Annotated in this window: 20 protein-coding genes; 5 read left to right on the top strand and 15 right to left on the bottom strand. The window is 66.1% G+C overall.

From position 1 onward, the window contains the following. Positions 1-14: 14 nt before the first annotated feature. From bchZ to ACYQ6W_RS04125, 6 genes are all read right to left on the bottom strand, one after another. The gene (bchZ, locus tag ACYQ6W_RS04150; RefSeq protein ID WP_459673748.1) at positions 15-1,478 is read right to left on the bottom strand and encodes a chlorophyllide a reductase subunit Z; all 1,464 of its coding nucleotides are present in this window, start codon (positions 1,476-1,478) and stop codon (positions 15-17) included. A gap of 4 nt (positions 1,479-1,482) precedes the next feature. Further along, complete coding sequence (gene bchY, locus ACYQ6W_RS04145; protein ID WP_459673747.1) at positions 1,483-2,940, bottom strand: chlorophyllide a reductase subunit Y; 1,458 nt, start codon at positions 2,938-2,940, stop codon at positions 1,483-1,485. Positions 2,941-2,951: 11 nt separating this feature from the next. After that, on the bottom strand, positions 2,952-3,863 hold the full coding sequence (locus ACYQ6W_RS04140) for a chlorophyllide a reductase iron protein subunit X (protein ID WP_459673746.1): 912 nt from the start codon (positions 3,861-3,863) through the stop codon (positions 2,952-2,954). After that, a complete protein-coding gene (gene bchC, locus ACYQ6W_RS04135; protein ID WP_459673745.1) occupies positions 3,860-4,786 on the bottom strand; it encodes a chlorophyll synthesis pathway protein BchC in 927 nt (308 codons plus the stop codon). The genes ACYQ6W_RS04140 and bchC overlap by 4 nt, the downstream gene beginning before the upstream one ends. 121 nt (positions 4,787-4,907) lie before the next feature. Beyond that, positions 4,908-6,026: a methyltransferase gene (locus ACYQ6W_RS04130; RefSeq protein WP_459673744.1), complete on the bottom strand. Its 1,119-nt coding sequence runs from the start codon at positions 6,024-6,026 to the stop codon at positions 4,908-4,910. A 17-nt stretch (positions 6,027-6,043) separates the two neighbouring features. After that, the gene (locus tag ACYQ6W_RS04125) at positions 6,044-6,910 is read right to left on the bottom strand and encodes a polyprenyl synthetase family protein (RefSeq protein WP_459673743.1); all 867 of its coding nucleotides are present in this window, start codon (positions 6,908-6,910) and stop codon (positions 6,044-6,046) included. A 93-nt stretch (positions 6,911-7,003) separates the two neighbouring features. On the opposite strand from ACYQ6W_RS04125, the gene crtD reads away from it, so the two are divergent. Together crtD and ACYQ6W_RS04115 are read left to right on the top strand one after the other, a co-directional pair. Then, complete coding sequence (gene crtD / locus ACYQ6W_RS04120) at positions 7,004-8,494, top strand: 1-hydroxycarotenoid 3,4-desaturase CrtD (RefSeq protein ID WP_459673742.1); 1,491 nt, start codon at positions 7,004-7,006, stop codon at positions 8,492-8,494. Positions 8,495-8,682: 188 nt separating this feature from the next. Further along, the gene (locus tag ACYQ6W_RS04115) at positions 8,683-9,435 is read left to right on the top strand and encodes a carotenoid 1,2-hydratase (RefSeq protein WP_459673741.1); all 753 of its coding nucleotides are present in this window, start codon (positions 8,683-8,685) and stop codon (positions 9,433-9,435) included. Positions 9,436-9,479: 44 nt separating this feature from the next. Here the strand turns inward: ACYQ6W_RS04115 and otnK are convergent, their stop codons facing one another. From otnK to ACYQ6W_RS04075, 8 genes are all read right to left on the bottom strand, one after another. Continuing rightward, entirely contained in the window at positions 9,480-10,760 is a 1,281-nt protein-coding gene (otnK, locus tag ACYQ6W_RS04110; RefSeq protein WP_459673740.1) for a 3-oxo-tetronate kinase, read from the bottom strand. Next, positions 10,757-11,701 carry an L-threonate dehydrogenase gene (gene ltnD / locus ACYQ6W_RS04105; RefSeq protein ID WP_459673738.1) on the bottom strand — a complete coding sequence of 315 codons (945 nt, stop codon included), beginning with the start codon at positions 11,699-11,701 and terminating at the stop codon, positions 10,757-10,759. The genes otnK and ltnD overlap by 4 nt, the downstream gene beginning before the upstream one ends. Positions 11,702-11,745: 44 nt before the next feature. Then, the gene (locus ACYQ6W_RS04100) at positions 11,746-12,429 is read right to left on the bottom strand and encodes an aspartate/glutamate racemase family protein (RefSeq protein WP_459673736.1); all 684 of its coding nucleotides are present in this window, start codon (positions 12,427-12,429) and stop codon (positions 11,746-11,748) included. A 10-nt stretch (positions 12,430-12,439) separates the two neighbouring features. Beyond that, positions 12,440-13,336: an NAD-dependent epimerase/dehydratase family protein gene (locus tag ACYQ6W_RS04095; RefSeq protein WP_459673735.1), complete on the bottom strand. Its 897-nt coding sequence runs from the start codon at positions 13,334-13,336 to the stop codon at positions 12,440-12,442. 80 nt (positions 13,337-13,416) lie between these two features. Beyond that, on the bottom strand, positions 13,417-14,409 hold the full coding sequence (locus ACYQ6W_RS04090; protein ID WP_459673734.1) for an autoinducer 2 ABC transporter substrate-binding protein: 993 nt from the start codon (positions 14,407-14,409) through the stop codon (positions 13,417-13,419). A gap of 56 nt (positions 14,410-14,465) precedes the next feature. Continuing rightward, positions 14,466-15,518 (bottom strand): ABC transporter permease, encoded by a 1,053-nt coding sequence (locus tag ACYQ6W_RS04085; protein WP_459673732.1) that lies wholly within the window; start codon positions 15,516-15,518, stop codon positions 14,466-14,468. Further along, the gene (locus ACYQ6W_RS04080; RefSeq protein WP_459673731.1) at positions 15,515-16,531 is read right to left on the bottom strand and encodes an ABC transporter permease; all 1,017 of its coding nucleotides are present in this window, start codon (positions 16,529-16,531) and stop codon (positions 15,515-15,517) included. Before ACYQ6W_RS04080 ends, ACYQ6W_RS04085 begins: the two co-directional genes overlap by 4 nt. A gap of 8 nt (positions 16,532-16,539) precedes the next feature. Continuing rightward, a complete protein-coding gene (locus ACYQ6W_RS04075) occupies positions 16,540-18,090 on the bottom strand; it encodes a sugar ABC transporter ATP-binding protein (protein ID WP_459673730.1) in 1,551 nt (516 codons plus the stop codon). A 195-nt stretch (positions 18,091-18,285) separates the two neighbouring features. On the opposite strand from ACYQ6W_RS04075, the gene ACYQ6W_RS04070 reads away from it, so the two are divergent. From ACYQ6W_RS04070 to ACYQ6W_RS04060, 3 genes are all read left to right on the top strand, one after another. After that, positions 18,286-19,326 (top strand): LacI family DNA-binding transcriptional regulator, encoded by a 1,041-nt coding sequence (locus ACYQ6W_RS04070; protein ID WP_459673729.1) that lies wholly within the window; start codon positions 18,286-18,288, stop codon positions 19,324-19,326. Further along, complete coding sequence (locus ACYQ6W_RS04065; protein WP_459673728.1) at positions 19,323-20,243, top strand: helix-turn-helix domain-containing protein; 921 nt, start codon at positions 19,323-19,325, stop codon at positions 20,241-20,243. Before ACYQ6W_RS04070 ends, ACYQ6W_RS04065 begins: the two co-directional genes overlap by 4 nt. A gap of 69 nt (positions 20,244-20,312) precedes the next feature. Then, positions 20,313-21,014: a YbhB/YbcL family Raf kinase inhibitor-like protein gene (locus tag ACYQ6W_RS04060; protein ID WP_459673726.1), complete on the top strand. Its 702-nt coding sequence runs from the start codon at positions 20,313-20,315 to the stop codon at positions 21,012-21,014. Between the two features lie 36 nt (positions 21,015-21,050). Here the strand turns inward: ACYQ6W_RS04060 and ACYQ6W_RS04055 are convergent, their stop codons facing one another. Continuing rightward, complete coding sequence (locus tag ACYQ6W_RS04055; RefSeq protein ID WP_459673725.1) at positions 21,051-22,109, bottom strand: sugar phosphate isomerase/epimerase family protein; 1,059 nt, start codon at positions 22,107-22,109, stop codon at positions 21,051-21,053. Between the last annotated feature and the right edge of the window lie 12 nt (positions 22,110-22,121).

The raw sequence follows: 22,121 nt of genomic DNA, 5'->3' as shown, positions 1-22,121 counted from the left end.
CGGTTGCACGCTGGTCACGACATGGCCATCGCAGCCAGCGAACTCGCGACGCGGGCGGCGGTGACGCACGGCTCTGCCTCTCGCCGCGCATCTCGTTCAATCCGATCACGCAACGTCTTAGCGGCAGAAATGCGGATGAGAAAAGGCTCCGCGTCGACATGCTCGTCGAACAGAGCGCGCGCCTCCGATTCCCAGACCGGAGCGGCGAATTCGCCCGACGCCAGCGTCGGTTCGACCTGATCGAGGTCGCGGCCGAGCGGCAGCATGTTGAACAGCATATCGAAAAGTGCGTTGCAAAATTCCTGAAGGATGTAGGTCGCCCCGGCGTAGCCCATGAATGGCGTGCCGGTGGCCCGTCGAATGATGGCGCCGGGAAAGGAGGCCGGAACGTAGATCGAGCGGAGGCCGAGTTCGGCGGCGTAGATGCGTTCGTTGTTGGAGCCGAAGAGCACGACCGGCGGGGTCTGCTTCAAAGCCGCCCGCACTGCCTGATTGTCCGTCTTCAGGCCGGGGCGCCGCGCTTGGGAGAAGGTGCAGGGAATGCCCAGCTCCTCCCCCAAAAACTGACGCAAGCCGTGCTCATAGGTTGCCGACGCCACCACCGCGAAGCTCGCGGTCGCGAAGAAATCCTGCGTCACGCTGCGCCACAGATCCCAGATCGGCTTGATCGTCGCCTGCTTTTCGGCCTCGATGAAGGGCTCGGGATCGACGCCGGCGAGGTCCCCGAGGGCGCGAAGGAAATTCGTCGTCGCGAAGAGACCGATCGGTGCCTGGAGATAGGGCTTGCCCAGCTCCTCGCACAACTGCCGACCGAATTCGCGGTAGAGGCAGACATTGACCACCGCATCGGCGAGCTTCGGCGTGTCGTCGAGATGCGCGCCCATCGGGTAGACGAGGTTGACGGAACAGCCGATCCCTTCCACCAGCCGCCGGATTTCGGCCAGATCGGAAGGCATGTTGAAAGTGCCGTGAATGGCGCCGATGATGTTGACGAGCGGCTTGCCAACCGTCGCGGTCGCCGGCTCCTTCGCATTTCTGGTGACGCGCGCGCCCTTTTTCTGCCCGAACTGGCCGTAGAGCCAGAACAAGGCACGGTCGGCGCATTGCCACTGATCCTCGTCGATGGTGCGAGGAATGAAGCGCAGCAAGCCAGAGCCTTCGGGCGTGACACCACCGCCGATCATCTCGGCGATACTGCCCGTTACCACGACGCCGGGCATCCGGGTGTCACCGACGCTGTTCGCCTGCTTGAGCGAATCTTCGGTGCCGTCCCGCGACAGCTGATCTTCCGCAAGCCCCGTCACCGAGACCGGCAGTTCATGCGGCGGCAGCGCATCGGTGTAGTGCAGCACCGCCGTCACCGGCAGGTTTTCGCAGCCGACCGGACCGTCGACGATGACGCGGAGGCCGCGCAGCGCGGTGAAGGTGTAGACCGCCCCCCAATAGCCGCCGGCGCGATCATGATCGAGAACCAGCATGCGCTCAGCTCCCCATCGACGCGGCAAGGCTGTCGAGCCGCGCCGGCGTGGCGGCAGCAGCCACCTGCGGAACAGGCTCCGGCGCCGCGCCGAAAAAGCTCACCATCCGGGCGAAGCGTTCCCGCCCCCGGGTCTGCGCTGCGATGGAGCTTGCCAATGCGGCCGCCCCGGGCAGGCCGAAGAGCGGCCGCGATGAGATGATGTTCGTGAAGTAGACGGCTGGAATGCCGCGTTCCTTCGCCTTCTGCACGACGGGCGTCGTCCCGATGGCGAGATCGGGCTGCACTTCCCGCATCGCCGCCACATCCTGCTCGAGAGACGCACGAAACTGCACATGCGCGCCGCGGGCCACGAGCCAGGCGCGGTCGTCCTCGTTCCAGGCGGTGCGTGGGCAGGCGGTGCCGACATAGGGCACCTCCGCACCGGCTTCCACCAGCAGACGGGCGACGAGCAGTTCGGAGCCTTCATAGCCCGAGACGGTGATGCGCGCGTCGATCCGATTGGCGGCCAAGATGCCAGCCAATGCCGGAAGAGCCGCCTGCCGAGCGGCCTCGACACGGCTTCCCGAGAGACCCGCGGCACGGCCGATCGCGGTGAGCCAGGCATCGGTGCCTTCGACGCCCACGGGCCCTGAACCCACGATCGGCCGGCCAGCCGCCTCAAATTCGCGGATGGTCGCGGTGTAGAAGGGATGGATCGCCGCTGCGGCGTCGCAATCGAGCGCGCCGTAGAGATTGCGCCATTCGCGGGCGGGAACACCTGGCGCCACGCCAAGGCCCATGGGCGCGAGCAGGCCGCCGATGCTCATGGGATCGGCCGGGAAGAGTTCTCCGATCAGGGCGACGTTGGGCAGTTCGGCTTGCGGCCCACGGGGCCGCGGCACTGGCCCTGCTTCGACTTCCGCCCTTGCCACGCGCAGCATCGCGGCCGCCAGAACGTCCTTCGCCTCGGCATGCGTCGGCACACCGAATCCCGGCACGTCGATGCCGATGATACGCACGCCGTCGATCTGCTTAGGCAGCAGGTCCAGCGGCACGCCGGAGGCGGTGGGTACGCAGAGGTTGATGACGACCACCGCGTCGTAATCGGCGGGCTTTGCCGTCTCGAAGACGGCCGCACGAATGTCCTCGTAGAGTTGACCGCGCACCAGCGTTTCGGAGTTGAATGGCACGTAGCCGACGCTCCGCCGCGCCCCGTAGAAGCGCGCGGTGAAGGTCAGGCCATAGACACAGCAGGCGGAACCTGAGAGCAAGGTCGCGACGCGGCGCATCCGCAAGCCGACGCGCAGAGAGCCGAAGGCGGGGCACATGGATTGCGGCTGATCGTGCGGACCACGGGGATAATCGGCGATGAGCTGCTCCAGCACCGCGCCCTTGCCCGCGGCAACGGCCGCCGCCTGCATCGTCTCCCGCCCGCCATGGCAGCCACTGCCGGTATCAGGCGGGATGGGAGGGGGCTGCATGCCATCCATCGTCACACGCCCTCGTAGACGACTTCGAGGGACGGCCGCGACGCTGCGGCGAAGCCGCCCATCTCCTCCATCGTCGCCGGCTGCAGCGTGACACCGCGGCCAACGGCTTCGCCTTTGAACAGGGCGAGCAGGCCGTCCTGCGTCAGCGGGCTCGGCCGGCGCGGCGGCGCCAGCGCCACCTCCTCGGCCAGGGCCGAGAACATCGGCTCCCAGCGCGAGCCTTTGCTGCCGACGATTTCGTAATTCGCGCTCTTGCGGCGGATATCCTCATGCGCGGGAATGGCGGCCAAGACCGGGATTCCGGCGGCTTTCGCGAAGGCCTGCGCCTCCCCGGTGCCGTCATCCTTGTTGATGACGAGACCCGCGACCCCGACGTTGCCGCCGAGCTTCGCGAAATAGTCAACGGCCGAGCAGACGTTGTTGGCGACATAGAGGGACTGCAGGTCGTTCGATCCGACGACGATGACCTTCTGGCACATGTCGCGGGCGATGGGCAGGCCGAAGCCGCCGCACACCACGTCTCCCAGAAAGTCGAGCAGGACGTAGTCGAAACCCCAGTCGTGGAAGCCGAGCTTTTCGAGCAGTTCGAAGCCGTGAATGATGCCCCGCCCGCCGCAGCCGCGTCCGACCTCGGGCCCGCCAAGCTCCATGGCGAAGACGCCGTCGCGCTTGAAGCAGACATCGCCGATCGAGACCTTCTCTCCGGCCGCCTTCTTGCGCGAGGAGGTTTCGATGATCGTCGGGCAGGACCGTCCGCCGAAGAGCAGCGACGTGGTGTCGCTCTTCGGGTCGCAGCCGATCAGCAGCACCCGCTTGCCCTGTTCCGCCATGGTGTAGGACAGGTTGGCGAGCGTAAAGCTCTTGCCGATGCCGCCCTTGCCGTAGATGGCGATGATCTGGGTCTCGGTGGTCATGAAAGACGTCTCCAGTCCATGATCATTTTCAGGCAGTCGGGATCATCGAAGGCCGTGGCATAGGCCGCCTTCGCCTCGCTCGCCGGGCGGCGATGCGTGATCAAATTGTCAAGCGACAGGGCGCCGCCGGCGATCAGCGCTAGCACCGCCGCAAGATCGCCCGGCCGGAATTCCGCGGCGATACGAAAGCGTGCCTCGCGCATGAATGCCGGTGGAAAGGTGAAGCTGAGCGGCGCGTGGTAGAAGCCGGCCAGCACGATCTCTCCGCCCCGCGCCAAGCGCGCCACCAGGCGATCGAGAAGTGTCGCGTCACCGCTCGCATCATAGATGGCGGCATAATCGCGTCGAACATCCGCCTCCTCGGTGGTCACACCGACGCCGAAGCGCCGGGAAGCTTCGCGTTCCCAGATCGCTGGCGGCGGATGACCGAGGGCGATGGTGATGCGCGAGAGGAGACGGCCGAGGACACCGTGGCCGATGATAAGGTCAGGCGGGGTGGCGCCAGCCATGGCGTGATAGGCCGTCGCGGCAAGCGACAGAAGCGCCCCCTGCTCCCCCAGTGCTGCATCAATCGGGGAGACGCGCGAGCCGGGCACCACGAGCCGGGCGGCAGCGCCACCGAACAGGCCGCGCACCTCCGTGAAACAGCGCGCACCGGGAACGAAAACGAATTCACCGCCACGCAAGCCCGATCGGGCCCCAGCATCGACGACATGGCCCACGGACTCGTAGCCGGGCACAAGCGGATAGCCCATGCCGGGAAACGGCGGCATGCGGCCGGACCAGAGCAACCGCTCGGTCCCAGCACTGATGCTGCTCCACTGGATGTCAACCACGACATCCTCTGCTCCTGGTTCTGTCAGGGAGACGCTGCGAAGCGCCGCCTCTCCCGGACCGTCCATGACTACCGCAACCGTCTGCATGGTCGCTTCACCCCCGAGAACGGCCTGCGACTCTCTCGCTTTAGCCGATCGTCAAGTGTCACGTTATCATTACAGATAAGTTAGTCAACATAAATAGACAGTGCCGCCAGTCATCGCGTGATTACTCCGCGACGATGATCCTGGTGATCATTGGCATGCGATTGCGCAGCACCCGCGACCGGGAGAAGCCCGCCTGTCGCAGCATCTGCTGGATACGCACCGGGGTGCGGGCACGGCCCCCACCCATGGCGAGGAAATAGAAGCCGAAATAAGCGTCACCCACGGGCTCGGCGCCGCGGGTACCCGCCATCGGTTCGGCAATGAGGAGGCGGCCGCCCGGCGCAAGGGCGGCCCGGATGCTCCTCAGCAGGTCTTCGGCGGTGCTGTCCTCATGGTCGTGCAGCACCCGGACGAGGCTCACCAGATCGGCGCCCGCAGGCAGAGACTCGCGCGTGAAGTCACCACCCACCACCGTGCAACGTGCCGCGATCGCCGTCGTATCGAGGCGGGCACGGGCGACTGCGGCGACCGCCGGGAGATCAAAAAGGGTCACGCGCAACGCCGGCGCCTCTGCGGCCGCCGCCTGCACGAAGGCACCGCTGCCGCCGCCGACATCCAGGAGATGCCGGTGCCGCCGCATCGGATAAGCCGCCAGCACCTCCTGCGAGACCAGCCGCTGGCTGACCGCCATGAGAGCGGAATAGCTTTCGGCCGTCCGCGCATCGACACGTGTCTTCGCCGCATAGGGCCAGTAGTGACCAAGCGCCGTCTCCGGCACCGTGCCGCGCAGCAGCGCTACGGGATCCCGCAGATCGGCATAGACCAGAGCGTGATGCTCGATCATCGCCGTCACGCCGGGGTTGTCGATGAGCGCGGCGCCGAGGGAGCCCAGCCCATAGAGCGGGCGGCCGGCGGCATCCTGCCCCCGCCGCGCCAGGAGCCGGAGCGAGGCCGCCGCCAGGAGCAGCCGTTCCATCGCCGGCTCTGTCATCTCCAGATCCAGCGCCAGCGCGGCCGCCGAGCGAGGGCCATGCAGCAGCCGTTCGGGCAAGCCCAGGCGGACCGTCGCCAGCAGGACCTGCGAATAGACGAAGCCGGCGCAGAGGTCGAAGAGCGCGCGCGCCTGATGACGGGCGACGGGGCGGGTCAGCGGAAAGGCGGCCGCGGCGCGGCGAAACCCGGCCCGCGCCTGAATGCGCGCTACCCAATCTTGCGCCCAGGCAGCGAGAGACGTCGCCATCGCTGCCCCAGCCACGGTCACACCACCGCGTGCAGCACGTGTTCCTTGGGCAGAAGACGGCCGAGTTCGGCGAGGATGAGGGCTTTCAGCAAACCGGGCGCCTGGCAGGGCGGTACGGCGTTCATGGCCCCACGCACCAGGCCTTCCACCTTGTCGATCGCGCCGACCATGCCGTGCTGCGCGGCGGCACTGGGCCTGCCAAGCGCCGCATCCTGGCCCGCCGGCTTGCCGAGCTCCTCGGCACTCATGGTCACGTCCCGCAGATCATCGGCGATCTGATAGGCCTCCCCCAGCCGCTCGCCGAGCAGCCGCCAGGGCTCTGCCGGCCGGTTGGCGGCGAGCGCACCCGCCATGGTGGCCAGGGTGAAGAGCGACGCGGTCTTGGCCCGCTGATAGGCGACGAGCGGAACCACCGGCTCGGATTCCCAGGCCTGTCCCGCGATCAAGCCGCCGGGCATGCCGGCGGCCTCGGTCAAGAGCAGAACCAGATGCCCGAGATGGGGCGAACCCGCCGCCGCGCGCACCAGGGTTTCAACCGCGAGCACGATCAGCCCGTCCCCCGCCAGAACCGCCAGCGCCTCACCAAACTGCTGGTGCACGGACGGGAGACCACGGCGAATGGGGGCATCATCGAAACAGGGCAGATCGTCATGCACCAGGGAGCCACAATGCAGCAGCTCGATGGCGGCAGCCGCCCCTTCCGTGACCCGAGGATCGGCACCGCCGCATGCTTCGGCCACGGCCAGACAGAGGCGCGGTCGCACCCGCATGCCGCCTGGAAACACTGCGTGGCGCAAGGCTGCGGATAAGCCGGGCGGACAGCCTGCATTCACCGTCGCGAGAGCCGCCTCAAGCGCCCCTTCGATTTGCGGTAGGGATTGCATGGCTTAGCACCTCCCGAACGTCATCTTTTATTGTCAATTAATACTGTCAACCATTATAGACATCTGCGTCAACTAAGATCTGAGGTCGGGCTCATGACCCAGCGCGTCGTCATCATCGGAGCGGGGGTCGGCGGCCTCGTGGCGGCCCTGCTGCTGGCGGCGCGGGGGTTGGACGTGCTGGTGCTGGAGAAGGAAGCGGGCCCGGGCGGCAAGATGCGGGAGGTTGCCGTGGGGGCCGCCCGCATCGATGCCGGGCCCACCGTCTTCACCATGCGCTGGGTCTTCGAAGAGATTTTCGCCGCCGCCGGCGCGCGGTTGGAGGCGCACCTCTCCCTCACCCCCACGCAGGTGCTGGCCCGCCATGGCTGGCCCGACGGCAGCCGGCTCGATCTCTTCGCGGACCGCCGCGCCTCCACCGATGCGATCGGCCGTTTTGCGGGCGCTACCGCCGCGCGCGGCTTCGAACGCTTCGCCGCCCGCGCTGCCCGCATCTGGACCACCTTGAAAGACAGCTTTATCCGCGAAGACCGGCCGAGCGTAGTCGACCTTCTGGCCAAGGCGGGCCCCCGCGCGCTGATGGGCATCAGCCCCTTCACCACGCTCGACCGCGCCCTAGCGGAGCATTTCCAGGATCCGCGGCTGCGGCAGCTCTTCGGCCGCTACGCCACCTATTGCGGCTCCTCGCCTTATGAGGCGCCAGCGACGCTGATGCTGGTGGCGCATGTGGAAAGCGAAGGGGTGTGGCTGATCGAAGGCGGCATGCACCGGCTGGCCGCAGTCCTCGCCGACCTTGCGGCGCAGCACGGGGCGTGCTTCCGCTATGGCACTGCTGTGCGGCGAATAATCACGACGGGCGGGCGGGCCAGCGGCGTCGTTCTGGCGGATGGCGAGGCTATCCCGGCCGAGGCCATCCTGTGCAACGCCGACAGCCATGCCTTGGCGGCCGGTTTCTTTGGCGATCTGCCGAGCGGCGTGAAACCGACGCCGCCCGATGCGCGGTCCCTTTCCGCCGTGACATGGGCGCTCGCGGCGGTGCCGCAGGGTTTCCCGCTGCTCCGCCATACCGTGTTCTTTTCCGAAGACTATCCAGCCGAGTTCCAAGCCCTGAAACAAGGGCGGTTGCCGGCGGTGCCCACGGTGTATGTCTGTGCGCAGGACCGCACCGATGTCGAAACAACTACCATGAACACGCCGGAACGGCTGCTCTGCCTCGTCAACGCTCCGGCGACCGGCGACGGCTGCAAACCCGATGAGAAGGAGACGGTGCAGTGTGCCGAGCGGATGATGGCGCAGTTGCGCCGCTGCGGCCTGACATTCGACCGCAGCATGGAGGCGGCCGTGACGACGGGGCCGGCGCAGTTCCACACCCTGTTTCCGGGGACGGGGGGCGCTCTCTACGGGCCGAACGCCCACGGCTGGCAGGCCTCCTTCCGCCGACCCGGGGCGCGCACGAAGCTTCCGGGCCTGTACCTGGCGGGGGGCAGCACGCATCCGGGTCCTGGAGTGCCTATGGCAGCGCTTTCCGGGCGCATGGCGGCGTCGGCCTTGATGGCGGACCTCGCTTCGACTGCGCGGTACCGCTGAACGGCTACGTCTGGTGGTACGTCGATGCGCTGAGTGCGGACGGGCGCCACGGCATCACGCTCATCGCCTTCCTGGGCAGCGTCTTCTCGCCCTATTACGCCTTCCACCGCCGGGGCGGCCGACAGGCCGATCCCCTGGCACACGCCGCCCTCAACGTTGTGATCTATGGCCCTAGAGGCCGCTGGGCGATGACCGAGCGCGGCCGCTCAGCCCTCGTGCAGGACGCGCAGGTGCTGACGCTGGGTCCAAGCCACCTCCGCTGGGACGGCACGACGCTCGTCTTCACCATCCGGGAGATGGGCGTTCCCGTACCACGCCCGATCCGCGGTGAGGTGCGTGTCTCCCCCGCCGCCCTCACCGGCTTCGCCGCATCGCTCGAGGATAAAGGACGGCATCGCTGGCGGCCGATGGCGCCGCTGGCGCACGTGGAGGTGATGCTGACGCAACCCGACCTCTCGTGGTCAGGCCGCGGCTATCTGGACAGCAATGACGGCGATACGCCGCTGGAGACGAGCTTTCGCCGCTGGGACTGGTCCCGCGCGGCGCTGCCTGGCGACGACACCGCGATCTTCTACGATACGGTGCCAAAGGCGGGTGACCCAGCCACGATCGCCGTGCTTGTGCGGCCAGACGGCGTGGTCTCGTCCCTCGCGCCGCCACCAGAGGTGACCCTGCCGCGCAGCGGCTGGCGCCTGCCGCGCACCACCCGCGCGGAGGACCGCGCCGCGCGCGTTCTCCGTACACTCACCGACGCGCCGTTTTACGCCCGCTCGCTGCTGGAGACCCGACTGCAGGGCCACCCCACGCAGGCGATGCACGAAAGCGTCGATCTCGACCGATTCGCGGCCCTTGGCACCCAGCTCATGCTGCCGTTCCGCATGCCGCGCCCGCCGGCCTGGATGTCCCGCCGCGCGGCGGCATCCCCCGCGGGCGAAGCCTGAGCACATGGCCGCAGGCGGGCTGCCCACGGCGCAGCGCCCGTGGATCAGGCGAGCGCCGCCAGCGCTTCCTCAAAGAAGCGCGGGCCGCCGAAATTCCCCGACTTGAGCGCCATGCGCAGCCCAGGATGATGCGCGCCGATGACGCCGAGCGCCGGCACGCCGGGCGCGATCTCCCGGCCGATGCGGAAGCCCTGCAAACCGAGGCGGTTGACCACGGCACCCGAGGTTTCGCCGCCCGCCACGATGAGACGACCGACACCGGCCTGCGTCAGCCCTTCCGCGATGGCGGCGAGCGCGGCTTCGATGCGGCTGCCCAATGCGGTGCCGCCGAGGCGCTGCTGCAAGCCGGCAACCTCGGCCGGACTGCGGCTGCTCGCAATCAACACCGGACCTGTCTCGAGCTTTGGGCCTGCCCAGGCGAGTGCTTCGGAAACGACATCGCGGCCGGTAGCCAAACCCTCGACGTCGAGATGCAGGACCGGCATGTGCGCTTCAGCTTCGGCGATCTGGCCGAGCGTCGCTTTCGAGCAGCTGCCGGCAAGGATCGCCGCATGCGGCGCATGCGGGGGCAGAGGCTCCCACGCCGCTGCCGAATGCTCGCCTCCCACACCTTGGCGGACGAGGGCACGGGCGAGACCGATGCCGAGTCCGGATGCGCCGGTCGACACCGGCTGATCGAGCGCCACGTCACCCAGGATTTCGAACTGCCCATCGTTGACCGCATCGACGATGGCGGCTGCCTGGCCGCGCGACGCACAGTGCGCGAGCGCCGCCCGCACCGCATCGGCGCCCTCTTCCACGACGTGCAATGGTACGAGGCCGACTGAAGCTGCTGACTGCCGCGCGAGGACGCGCACGAGGTTTGCGTCATGCATCGGGTTGAGCGGGTGATCCTTGAGCGGACTTTCACTCAGCAGCTCGTCATGAACGAAGAGGTGGCCTTGAAAGACGCGGCGGCCAGTGCCGGGAAAGCCAGGATTGACGAGCGTAATCCCGCCGCCGGCCGCCGCGCGCAGCGCATCCGTCACCGGCCCGATATTGCCCTCGGCGGTGGAATCGAAGGTCGAGCAGATCTTGAACAGGATGTGCCGCGCGCCGCGGGCCGAGAGCCAACTATAGGCCGCGACCGACTTCTCGACCGCGTCAGCGGCGGGGATGGAGCGGCTCTTGAGGGCGACGACCACGGCATCGACGTCCGGAAGTGCGAGCGTTTCCGACGGTACGCCAATCGTCTGCACCACGCGCAATCCGTTCGTCGCCAGGGCGTTGGCGAGATCGGAGGCGCCGGTATAGTCGTCCGCGATACAGCCGAGCGCGAGGGTCATGCCGCGTCTCCCGGAAGGGCAAGACCTGCGAGCCGGGCGTAGAGACGCGTGACAGAGGAGTCATCATCCCTCGCCATGCCGGCGGCCGCCGTCATGAGAAACATCTGCAAGGCGCTGCCTGCGATGGGCACCGGGAAATTGGCGCTCCGCGCCATATCCAGCACGATGCCGAGATCCTTCGTGAAGATGCTGACGGAGCTTTTCGGGCTGTAATCCCCGGCTAGAACGTGCGCCATGCGGTTCTCGAACATCCAGGAATTGCCGGCGGATTGCGTGATGACATCATACACCCGCGCGAGGTCGAGCCCCTGGGCCGCTGCAAAAGCCATCGCTTCCGCGGCCGCCGCGATGTGCACGCCCGCGAGCAACTGGTTGACCATCTTGAAGGCAGCCCCCTGCCCCGGCGCGTCGCCAAGCTCGTAAAGCTTGCCGGTCATGGCAGCGAGCATTGGCCGCGCCTTGGCAAAGGCCGCGGGTGAGCCGGAGGCGAGCATGGTGAGTTGACCTTCTGCCGCCTTCGCCGCGCCACCGCTCATCGGCGCATCCAGGTAGTGCAGCCCCATGGCTTCGAGCCGCGCCGCCAGGCCCCGCACCACGTCCGGGGCCATGGTGGCGGAGGAGATGAAGACGGCCCCCGGCGCCATCGCCGCGGCGCACCCCCCTTCGCCGAAGAGGATGGCCTCGGTCTGCGCCGCGTTGACGACGACGGAGACCACGACATCGGCGCTCCTGGCGGCTTCGGCGGGACTTGCCGCCGGCATGCCGCCCGCTTCCGCCAGACGGTCGAGCGCCGCCTGCGCGACATCGAAGCCGGTAACCGCAAAGCCCGCGCGCAGCAGCGATTGCGCCATGCCGAAGCCCATCGAGCCGAGGCCGATGACGGCGGCCTTTCCAATGCCATCCGCCCCTGGTGACATGGACGTCGTCTGTTCGGCACTCATGCGCAACTCCCGCTCACGACTTCCCTCCTGATGCCCGAGCGTTCTCACGCCGCGCGCGGCAAGGCAAGAGCGGCCATCGTCTCCGCCACCGCCTGCATGCCAAGGCGCGGGCTCGTCAGTACCGGCACCGGAATCTGGTCGCCCAAAGCCTCGGCCACACGCCCCATGGAAACCTGGGCGAGCACGATGAGATCGACGTCAGCGGCGAGACCACGCAGATGGTCGGCGACGATCCCGTCATGGCGCGCGCCATCGCCGGCGAGGAGAGCGTCGAAGGCGCCGGCGCAAAGCTCGCGCCGCACGGTCACCGTCCGGCCCATCTCCTGCGCCGTCTGTTCGATCAGCCGTGCCGTGGGATCGAGTGTCGTCTGAACCGTGGCCGCCACCCCGATACGCTGGGCGGAGGATACGGCCTGCCGCGCCATGGCCGTATCGATCTTGGCGACCGGTACTGAGACGAGCTTTGCGCCGACATCCGCCGCTTCGCGCACCGAGGAGCAGGCATTGAGGATAAGATCCGCACCCATATCCTGCGCAATCATCATGTATTGCGTCAGGCGTCGCGTGACGGCAGGCGTGACTGCGCCGGCCGCCATCGTATCCTTGAGTAGGCTGTCATCCACCAAGTTGACGACGCGTACGCCGGGCAGGAGATCAGGCACCAGCGCGTTCAGCGGCTGTACCGTCACCGGGCCGGTATGGATGATCACGAGTGTCTGCTGAGACATGACGCGCCTCCTACTGCGGGAGTTTCACGTATTTGCGCCAGTTGTGCGCCTCCTCGAAGCCGAGCACGGCGCGGGTCTTCTTGTTGGACAGCAGGCTCTCATACTCGCCGAGTTCGCCCTTCACCGGCACGTTCGGATAATAGCGGCGCAGCAGTTCCGCGGTCGGAAGATCGGAGGAGGTATCGTTGTTCACGGCGTTGAAGATCTGGAAGCCCAAGCCGTCCTTCTCGATACCGCGGGCGACGATCTGGCCGAGATCACGCGCGTCGATATAGCTCCAGGCGATACGACGGCGGAAATCGGGCTTCGCGAACCAGCTCGGAAAGAGCTCGTATTCATGCGGCTCGATGACGTTGCCGATGCGGATGGCATAGATGTCGATGCCGCTGCGGAGTGCGAAGGCTTGCGCCGTCTTTTCGTTGACGATCTTCGACAGCGCGTAGCTGTCCATCGGGTCAACCGGGTATTCCTCGTCCAAAGGGAAATACTGCGGGTCGCGATGGCCATTGGCGAAAACGATACCGTAGGTAGTCTCGCTCGAGGCGATGATCACCTTCTTGATGCCGAGCTTCACCGCCGCCTCAATGACGTTGTACGTGCCCATCACGTTGATGCGATAGACCTCGTTGTCAGGCGTGATCATGATGCGCGGGATAGCCGCGAAATGCACCACCGCGTCGATCGGCTCGGGGCGCAGGTCCGGATCGAACTCGTGTAGACCTGTGTAGCTCGACAGCGCGTTGAACACCTGACCGGAATCGGTGATGTCGGTGATCAGCGTGCGTACCGCGGGGTTGTTCAGCGGCTTGGTGTCGATGTTGAGGACCCGGTAGCCGGCATCGACGAGATATTGCACGACATGGCGGCCAGCCTTGCCGCTGCCGCCGGTGAAGATGATACGCTTCATGCTCGTTCCTTCCTGCAAAACTCTCGTCGGCACCCGAATACGGGCTCCGCCTCTCGACAGCGGAGCCCGGGGACGACGGATTAGAACTGATACTGATCGATATTCTGGGCGTTGAAAATCAGCGGTTCGCTGAAGATGATGACACCGTCCTTGGCGGTGAAGGTGCCGAGATCACCCGCGGTGAAGGTGCTGTTCTTTGTGATGGCGTTGTTGTAGGCGAGACGCGCGACATACATCACCAGTTCGCCTTCCTTCACCTCATCCCACAGCGGGCTCTCCTTGATGATGCCGGCCTTGACGTATTGGCGGATCGAATCGGGATCCGAGCAGCCCGTGACGAAGACCTTGCCGGTCAACCCCAGCTTCTGCACGGCCGCCGCCGCACCCACTTCCGCCGCACCATCCGGCGCGATGATGCCGGTGACGCCGGGATTGGCCTGCAGGATGTTGAGGCCGGCGGTGAGCGACTGCGACGGGCTCGACTGGCCATACTGCGTCGTCACGATCGTCATATTGGGGTAGGTCGCCTTCATATACGTCTTCAGCGCATCGATCCAGGCGTTCTGGATCGTGGCATCCGGCGTGGAGGAGAGGATCGCGATCTTCGCATTCGGGCCGGTATACTTGGCCACCGAGTCGACCAGGGCCTTGCCGAAGGCCGGATAGGCGGTGTTCTGGATGAAGAAATCACGCGCATCGGGCGCCACGTCGCTGTCATAAGACACGACCTTGATGCCCATCTTCATGGCCCGCCGCAGCGCCGGCGCCAGTTCCGTGGGGTTGTTCGACGTCGTGGTGATGACGTTGAAGCGACGCGCGATCAGGCTGTTGAAGACGTCGACCTGGCCCTGCGCAGAGGCCGTCACCGGCCCGGTGTAGAGAAAGTCGATGTTGAGTTTCTTCGAGGCTTCCTGTGCACCCTTCTCATTGGCCTTGAAGACCGAAAGGCCGATCAGCTTGGGCACCATGGCGACGCGAATGCGCTTCGCGGTATCGATGTCCGCCGCATGGGCCGCCACCGAGAAGCCGAGCATCGCGGCCGCCAGAGCGGCCACCTTCTTGGAATATTTCATAACTGTCCCTGAGTTTTTTTGTTCGTGGGTCGAGTGCGAAGAGCAGGAGCGGCGCATCATCCGGCCGTTCCCGGTACCTTGCCGCCTCCGCGGTTGCGAAAACGGAGGAATAGCAGCGCCAGTCCCGTCCCTCGTCCGGACAGGAGATTGCGCAAAGCAATGGCCGCGAGCAGGATTGCCCCAGTCAGCATCGTCGTCACCATGTCGGAGAATCCGGCGATCAACATGCCCTGCCGCAGCATGCCGAGCAGCAGGACGGCGATGACGACGCCTGCCATGCTGCCTTCGCCGCCGAAGATGCTGACACCGCCGAGCACGACCATGGTGATGGTGGTCAAGAGCAGGATGTCGCCCATGTCCGGCCGCACGGCACTGTAGTAAGAGGCGAGCACGATGCCGGCGAGCGCCGCCATCCCGCCGCTGATGACATAGGCGCTGGCGGTGAGGCGGGCGACCGGAATGCCGGAATAACGTGCAGCATCCGGGTTGTAGCCCAGCATCACGATCTTCCGCCCATAGGCACTCCGCGACATCAGCAGGCTGAAGACGACGGCCAGCACCGCGAAGAGCAGAAGCTGATAGGGCAGCACATTGCCGATCAATCCCTGCCCGAGCGCATTGAAACTGTCTGGGAAGCCGGAGGGGGGCGAGGCGCCCGCGAGTGCGGTGCCGATGCTGCCGAAGATGAAGCTGGTGGCGAGAGTCGCGATCAGCGGCTCCGTACGGAAGCGCGTGATGATGACGCCGTTGATGAGACCGAGCACCGCGCCGAGCAGGATGCCGCAGAGGGCCGCGAGCCAGATGGAGAAATGCAGGCCCTGCCAAAGCTCGGCCATGACGATGGCACCGAGGCCGGCAACGGCCCCCACCGAAAGATCGATCCCACCGGTCAGGATGACGACGCCGAGACCGAGAGCGACGATCCCGAAGGGCAGGAAGTTCTGGGTGAGGCCGAGGAGCGCACCGAGCCCGTCGTAGAACCCAGGAATTCCCAACGAGAAGCCGATGATCTCCAGGACGAGCAGCAGCAGCAGGGCGCGTTCCCAACCGCCGAGGGGGAAGCGGGAACCCGTGCGCCGCGCCGTCACGGTATTGGCGAGATCTTTCATCGCGCAGCCTTTCCGGCGGCTGCCTGCCGCATGCCGAGTGTCACGGTCAACAGGATCATCGCGCCTTCACCGGCCGAGTACCAGATCGGCGGCACGTGCAGGAAAACGAGCGCGGTAAGGATGACGCTGAGAAAAAGCCCGCCCAGCACGGTGCCGAGCATGTTGCCCCGGCCGCCGGCGATGGCGGTGCCACCGATCAACGTGACCGCGATGGACTGCAGTTCGACGTGGTCGCCGGTGCCGGTCGTCACCGTCGCCGATCCTGTGTAGGAGACGAAGACGAGACCAGCCAGCGCGGCGAGCACCCCTGAAATGACGTAGACGAGAACCTGCGTCTTCATGACCGGCACACCCGCGTTGTACGCGGCGGTCGCATTGTTCCCGATGGCGAGCACGGCGCGACCGAAGATCGTGTGATTGAGCACGAACCCGCAAGCCGCCACCGCCGCGATCAGCAGCAGCACCGGAATGGGCAAAGGCAGCCATGCGGCGAGGAGACCGTTGCCGAAGGTTGCATAGGCCGGGGGAACCGCCGTTACCTGCGTGCCGTTCGAATAGATGAACATCAGGCCGCTATAGATGCTGTAGGTGCCGAGGGTGACGATGATGGGTGGGATGGTGATGCGCGCGACGAGAAATCCGTTCACCGTGCCGAGGACGACGCCGATGGCCAAAGCCAGGGCGAAGGCCTGGTAGAGGGGCAGGCCGCTCGTTTGCGCGAGCAAGCCAGTGACCACGGCCGTCAATCCCATGATGGGCGCCACCGACAAGTCGATCCCCTTCGTCGCGATGACCCAGGTTTGGCCCAGCGCCACGAGCGACAGGACAACCGAGTTGAGCACCATGAAGCGGATGTTTTCGAGCGAGACGAAGCGATGGCTGTAAAGCCCAACCACGGCCAAGGTCACGATGGTCGCAACGATGAGCGTGATTTCGCGCGTCTCCCGCCGCCCTGCGCGGGAGCGCGGGCTGCGCGTACTGCTTTCCAGGGCAAATGGGGGCTGCTGAGTCATCATCGCTTTCATCGGCCGGCGGCCTCGGCCGTCGTGAGATAGGAGGCGGAGACACGATCCTGAGTAATCTCGTCGCCGCGAAGTTCGGCGACGATGCGTCCCTCATAGACAGAGAGAATACGGTCGCAGAGACGTACCAGCTCCTCCAGCTCGGAGGAAATGACGATGATGCCCATGCCATCGCGCGCGAGGCCGTCGATCAGCTCATAGATCTCGTCCTTGGCGCCGACATCGACACCCCGGGTCGGCTCGTCGAGGATCGCGACCAAAGGGGTTGTCCCCATCCATTTGCCGAAGACGACCTTCTGCTGGTTGCCGCCGGAAAGCTGCCGCATCTTCTGGTCGATCCCCGCGCAACGGACGCGATAGCGCGCGACAGTCTCGGCGCCGATGCGATCCTCATCCGCCTGGCTGAGCAGGCCGAAGGTCGAACGCACACGCTCCAACAAGCCGGAGGTGAGGTTTTCCGTGATCGTCATCTGCAGAACAGCGCCATGCTTCGCACGATCTTCCGGCGCATAGACCAAGCCTTTGCGGATGATCTCATGCGTGCCGAGATCCGCGATATCTTCGCCATCCAGCTTGATGCTTCCGCCATCGCGCGGTCGCACGCCGAAGATGGTCTCCGCAATTTCGGTGCGCCCGGCGCCAACGAGGCCGGCGAAGCCCAAAATCTCGCCCTTGTGCAAGGTGAAGCTCACGTCACGGAAGCGCGGTGCGCTCGCAAGCCCTTCGACGTGGAGAACCGGCGTTTCCGTCGCGTGGCTGAGCTGACGGCGCGGGATCACCCGCATCTCCCGCCCGACCATTTGCGACATCAGTCGTACCCGATCAAAGTCCTTCTTCTCTGCACTGTCGACCAGAGCTCCGTCACGCAGGACGCTGATATCATCCGAGATGTCGAGAACTTCATCCATCCGGTGACTGATGAAGCCGAGCGTGTATCCCTCCGCGGTGAGGCGGCGCATGGTGGCGAAAAGACGCTCAACCTCATGGGTGGTCAGCGGCGAAGTCGGCTCGTCGAAAAGGATCACGCGACAGCCGCGCAGCAACGCCTTGGCGCATTCCAATTGCTGCTGCTGGGCGATGCTCAACTGGCGCGCCGGCTGATCCGGATCGATGTCGAGCTTGAGCGTCGCGAGGGCTTCCATCGCGCGCAGACGCGCTGCCTTCCAGTCGATGCGCCGCGGGAAGCGGCCGCGCGTCGGCAACTGGCCGACGAACATCGTCTCCGTGACCGACAGTTCCGGCATCACGGCCGGCTCCTGCGGCACGAGATAGATGCCCGCGTGATGCGCGGCCGCCGGAGAGGAGAGAGCGATTTCCTGCCCGTCGAGATGCAGGGAGCCGGCGGTCGGCCGCACGAGGCCAGAGAGAATCTTGAAAGCCGTGGATTTGCCTGCGCCGTTTTCACCCATCACCGTATGCACGCGCCCCGGGCGCATGGTGATGCTCACATCGCGCAGCACCAGCACGCTTCCGTAGCGCTTCATCAGATGGCGCGCCTCATACATCCCTGAGACGTGCGCCATGGCAGGCTTCTGGGCGAGTGCTGACACCCGACGTCCTCCTGAACGGCTCTTCTTGAATGGCTGCCGCCGTTGCCGACTCTATACACAGATGCGTCTGTTAGCGCAATCAGTCGGAGGTCACAAATTTCTGTTAGCGCAAACAGACCATGCTCAGAGGATTTTGGTAGCGGTAACAGGCGCCGATCCGTGGCGCCCGCCGTGACGATCGGCTAGCCTCTGCCCATGGACGACCTTCGCAACCCCGGCGGCCGCAAGCCGGCCCGCCCCAACACCGTCACGCTGAAAGACGTCGCCGAACGCGCGGGCGTCTCAGCCATCACCGTCTCGCGCGTCATCAATACGCCCGCCATCGTGACGGAACCGCTGCGGGCCAAGGTCTCGGCGGCCATTCGCGAATTGGGCTATGTTCCAAACCGCGTGGCCGGGGCGCTCGCGAGCGCCGAAAGCCGGGCGGTGCTGGTCATCGTGCCGTCCCTGTCCAACACCGTCTTCATCGAGGTCATCCAGGGGATTCAGGATGTTCTCGAGGTTGCCGGCTACCAGATGCTGCTGGGCAACACACAATACGATCTGGAGCGCGAGCAGGGTCTGGTCACGACCCTGCTGGGCTGGGCGCCGGCCGGCGTCATCCTCGCCGGCCTCAAGCACACCGAAGGCACGCGCGCCCTTCTGAAAGGCTGGAACCGCCCCGTCGTCGAAATCATGGAGCACGGCACCCGCCCGATCGACATGAACGTCGGCCTCTCCCATTACAAGGCCGGGGAAACCATGGGCGAGCATCTGATCGCACGGGGCTATCGGGAGATCGGCTTCATCGGCGGACGGCTGACCGCTGATTACCGCGCCATGCACCGCTTCAAGGGGCTGGATCGGTGCTTGGCGCGGCATGGGCTGCGGCAGCGGCCGCCCTTCACCCATGACGAGAAGTCGAGCGTTCAGGTAGGCGCCGAGGCCCTGATGCGCACGCTGCAAGCCGCACCAGATCTGGACGCGATCTTCTTTGCCAATGACGATCTGGCCGTCGGCGCCATTCTGGGCGCCCAGCAGGAAGGCATCGCCGTGCCCGAGCGCGTGGCGATCGCCGGGTTCAATGGATTCGCCATTGGCCGGCTGGTCCAGCCAGCGCTGACGACGATCGTCTCCCCCCGCCAGGGCATGGGTCAGTTGGCGGCGACGAAACTGCTGGCCCGCATCCGGGGGGAGGATGCAGGACGCCGCAGCGTCGACATCGGCTTCGAGCTGCGCATCGGCCAGAGCACGTGACCGCGCCCTCATCCCCAGAAGACGGGCGCCAGCAGATCCTGCGGGCCCTGCGCGTCCTCGCACGACGTGATACGCGCGATGCGCTGGACCAAGGGCAACCGGCCATCCTTTCCGCCTTCGTGACCCGGCACCGTGAGAATATCGGTGAACTGGTGTTACCGGAGGCAGGTCTCGTCATCGTCATCGACGGCTGCAAGGAAGTCCTGGCCGGAGCGGAGCGCCGGCTCTACCGGGCAGGTGACGCCTTCATCCTGCCCGCAAAAGCGCGGGTCGACGTCGTCAACGAGCCGGACCCGCAGAGCGGCGTGTATCGTGCGCTATTCATCCGTTTTCCAAGGGAACTCGTGATCGAAGGGGCCCGCCTTTGGCCGCAGTATGCCGGGCGCCCGAGCACGCGCCGTGAACCCACCCTCACAGCCGTGCTCTGCTCCGCCATTCTGCATTGTGCCGAGGCCCTGTCACACCCCGCGCCGATGTCACGGAAGGTGCGCGATCACCGTATTCTCGAAATCCTTCTGGTGCTGGCCGAGCAAGGCGCCTTCCAGTTCCATCCCAAATATATGGCGGATTCGGTGGCCGAGGCGGTGCGCCTGCTCCTGCGGCATCGACTTCACCTGCCATGGACGGCAGCCAAGGCCGCGGCCGCACTCTCTCTGTCGGAAGCAACGCTGCGGCGTCGTTTGCGTGCCGAAGGAACGCGCTTTCAGGATCTGCTCCGGGCCGAGCGGATGCAAGCGGCCTTCATCGTCCTGCACGAACGGGATGCCGATGTCGCGGAAGCCCTCGCCGCGACCGGCTATCGGTCACGGTCGCATTTCGGGCGCCACTTTCAGCGCCGTTTCGGAGAGACGCCCGCCGCCATCCGGCTGCAGAAGCGTCATCCCTCTTCCAGCCGATCGGATCGGGCGCAAGACTGATCGGATCGGGCAGCCACGGCCGAATGCCGCGGCCTATCCTTCCTCGCAGTGCAAGGAAGGAGAAGAGACATGGCAATCCCAAGTTACGTTTCTTTGGCTGCCGTCATACTCGGCGGTCTCATCATCACCGCTTCCGCGACGGAGCCTCTGCGGGTTACGATCGCGGGCCTCGATCGCCACGGCCGTCTCCCCGACGCCGCCGCCTTTTGCCCACCGGCGGGAGCCGCGGGCCTGGACGTCAGCCCCGGCATCACCTGGAGTGCGGGACCCCGCGGCACGCGCTCCTATGCCTTGCTGATGACGGACCGCGACGTGCCGCGTGCGTTGGACCAGATCAACAAGCCCGGCATTGTCATCCCCGCTGATGCGCCGCGCATCAAGGTCTATCACTGGGTGCTGGACGACATTCCCCCGGCCGTCACCGCGCTCGCACCGGGGGAAGACAGCCAGCAGCTGACGTCGCACGGCAAAGCGGTGGGGCAGACCGACCACGGGCGCAGAGGGGCGAATGTCTATAGCGCCTTCCTGGCCACCAACCCTGCCTTGAGCGGCACCTATGGGGGCTATGACGGCCCCTGCCCTCCGGTCAACGACGAACAGCCGCATCGGTACACGGTGCAGATCTTTGCGCTGGACATCGCTTCTCTCGGGCTGCAGGGCGCCTTTGATGGAGACGCACTGCGTGGGGCGATGCGGGGCCACATCCTCGCTGAAGGCGCAGCAACGGCGACCTACGCCTTGAACCCGCAACTGCGCGCGACGAACCGATGAGCGTGGGGCAGCCTCGCCCAGCGAGGCCGCCCTCCCTCACAGCCCCAGGATGCGCCGGTTCGTCGCCGCATCCACCCCGCTCGCTGCGAAATCATCAAAAGCTCGGGACGCCACTTGAATGATGTGGCTGGCGATGAAGGGTGCGCCTTCCGCCGCCCCCTGCTCGCTGTCCTTGATGCAGCATTCCCATTCCAGCACGGCCCAGCCATCGAAGCCATATTGAGAGAGTTTCGAGAAGATCGCGCCGAAATCGACTTGGCCGTCCCCTAAGGAGCGGAAGCGCCCGGCGCGCTGCACCCAGGGCTGGAAGCCAGAATAGACGCCTTGGCGGCCGGTCGGGTTGAACTCCGCATCCTTTGCGTGAAACATGCGGATGCGCTCATGATAGATGTCGATATAGGCGAGATAATCGAGCTGCTGCAGCACGAAGTGGCTGGGGTCGTAGAGCAGATTGGCCCGCGGGTGGTTGCCGACACGCTCAAGAAACATCTCGTAGGTCGCGCCGTCATGCAGATCTTCTCCGGGGTGGATCTCGTAGCAGAGATCCACACCCGCCTCCTCGAAGGCGTCGAGAATCGGGCGCCAGCGCCGGGCGAGCTCGTCGAAGGCTTCTTCCACCAAGCCGGCGGGCCGCTGCGGCCATGGGTAGAGGAAGGGCCAGGCCAGCGCGCCAGAGAAGGTGGCATGGGCCGTCAGGCCAAGGTTGCGGGAGGCACGTGCGGCAAGCCGCAGCTGCTCCACCGCCCATTCCTGCCGTGCTTGCGGCTGACCGCGCAGAGCGGGCGGCGCGAAGCCATCGAAAGGGATGTCATAGGCCGGATGCACGGCCACGAGCTGGCCTTGCAGATGCGTCGAAAGTTCGGTGATCGCGACCCCCGCCTCTGCGGCGATCCCTCGTACCTCGTCGCAATAGTCCCGGCTTTCGGCCGCCCGGGCAAGGTCGAACAGCCGCCCATCCCAGGAGGGAATCTGGATGCCCGCATAGCCGTGGCCGGCCGCCCAGCGGGCAATCTCCGGCAGGCTGTTGTAAGGCGCGGCATCCGCCGCAAACTGAGCCAGGAAAATGCCCGGCCCCTTGATGGTGCGAAGCGCCATGCGTCTTTCTCC

The sequence above is a fragment of the Acidisoma sp. 7E03 genome (genome assembly GCF_054665075.1).
The sequence above is the reverse complement of the archived record's forward strand: the minus strand, read 5'-3'. Positions and strand labels throughout refer to the sequence as shown.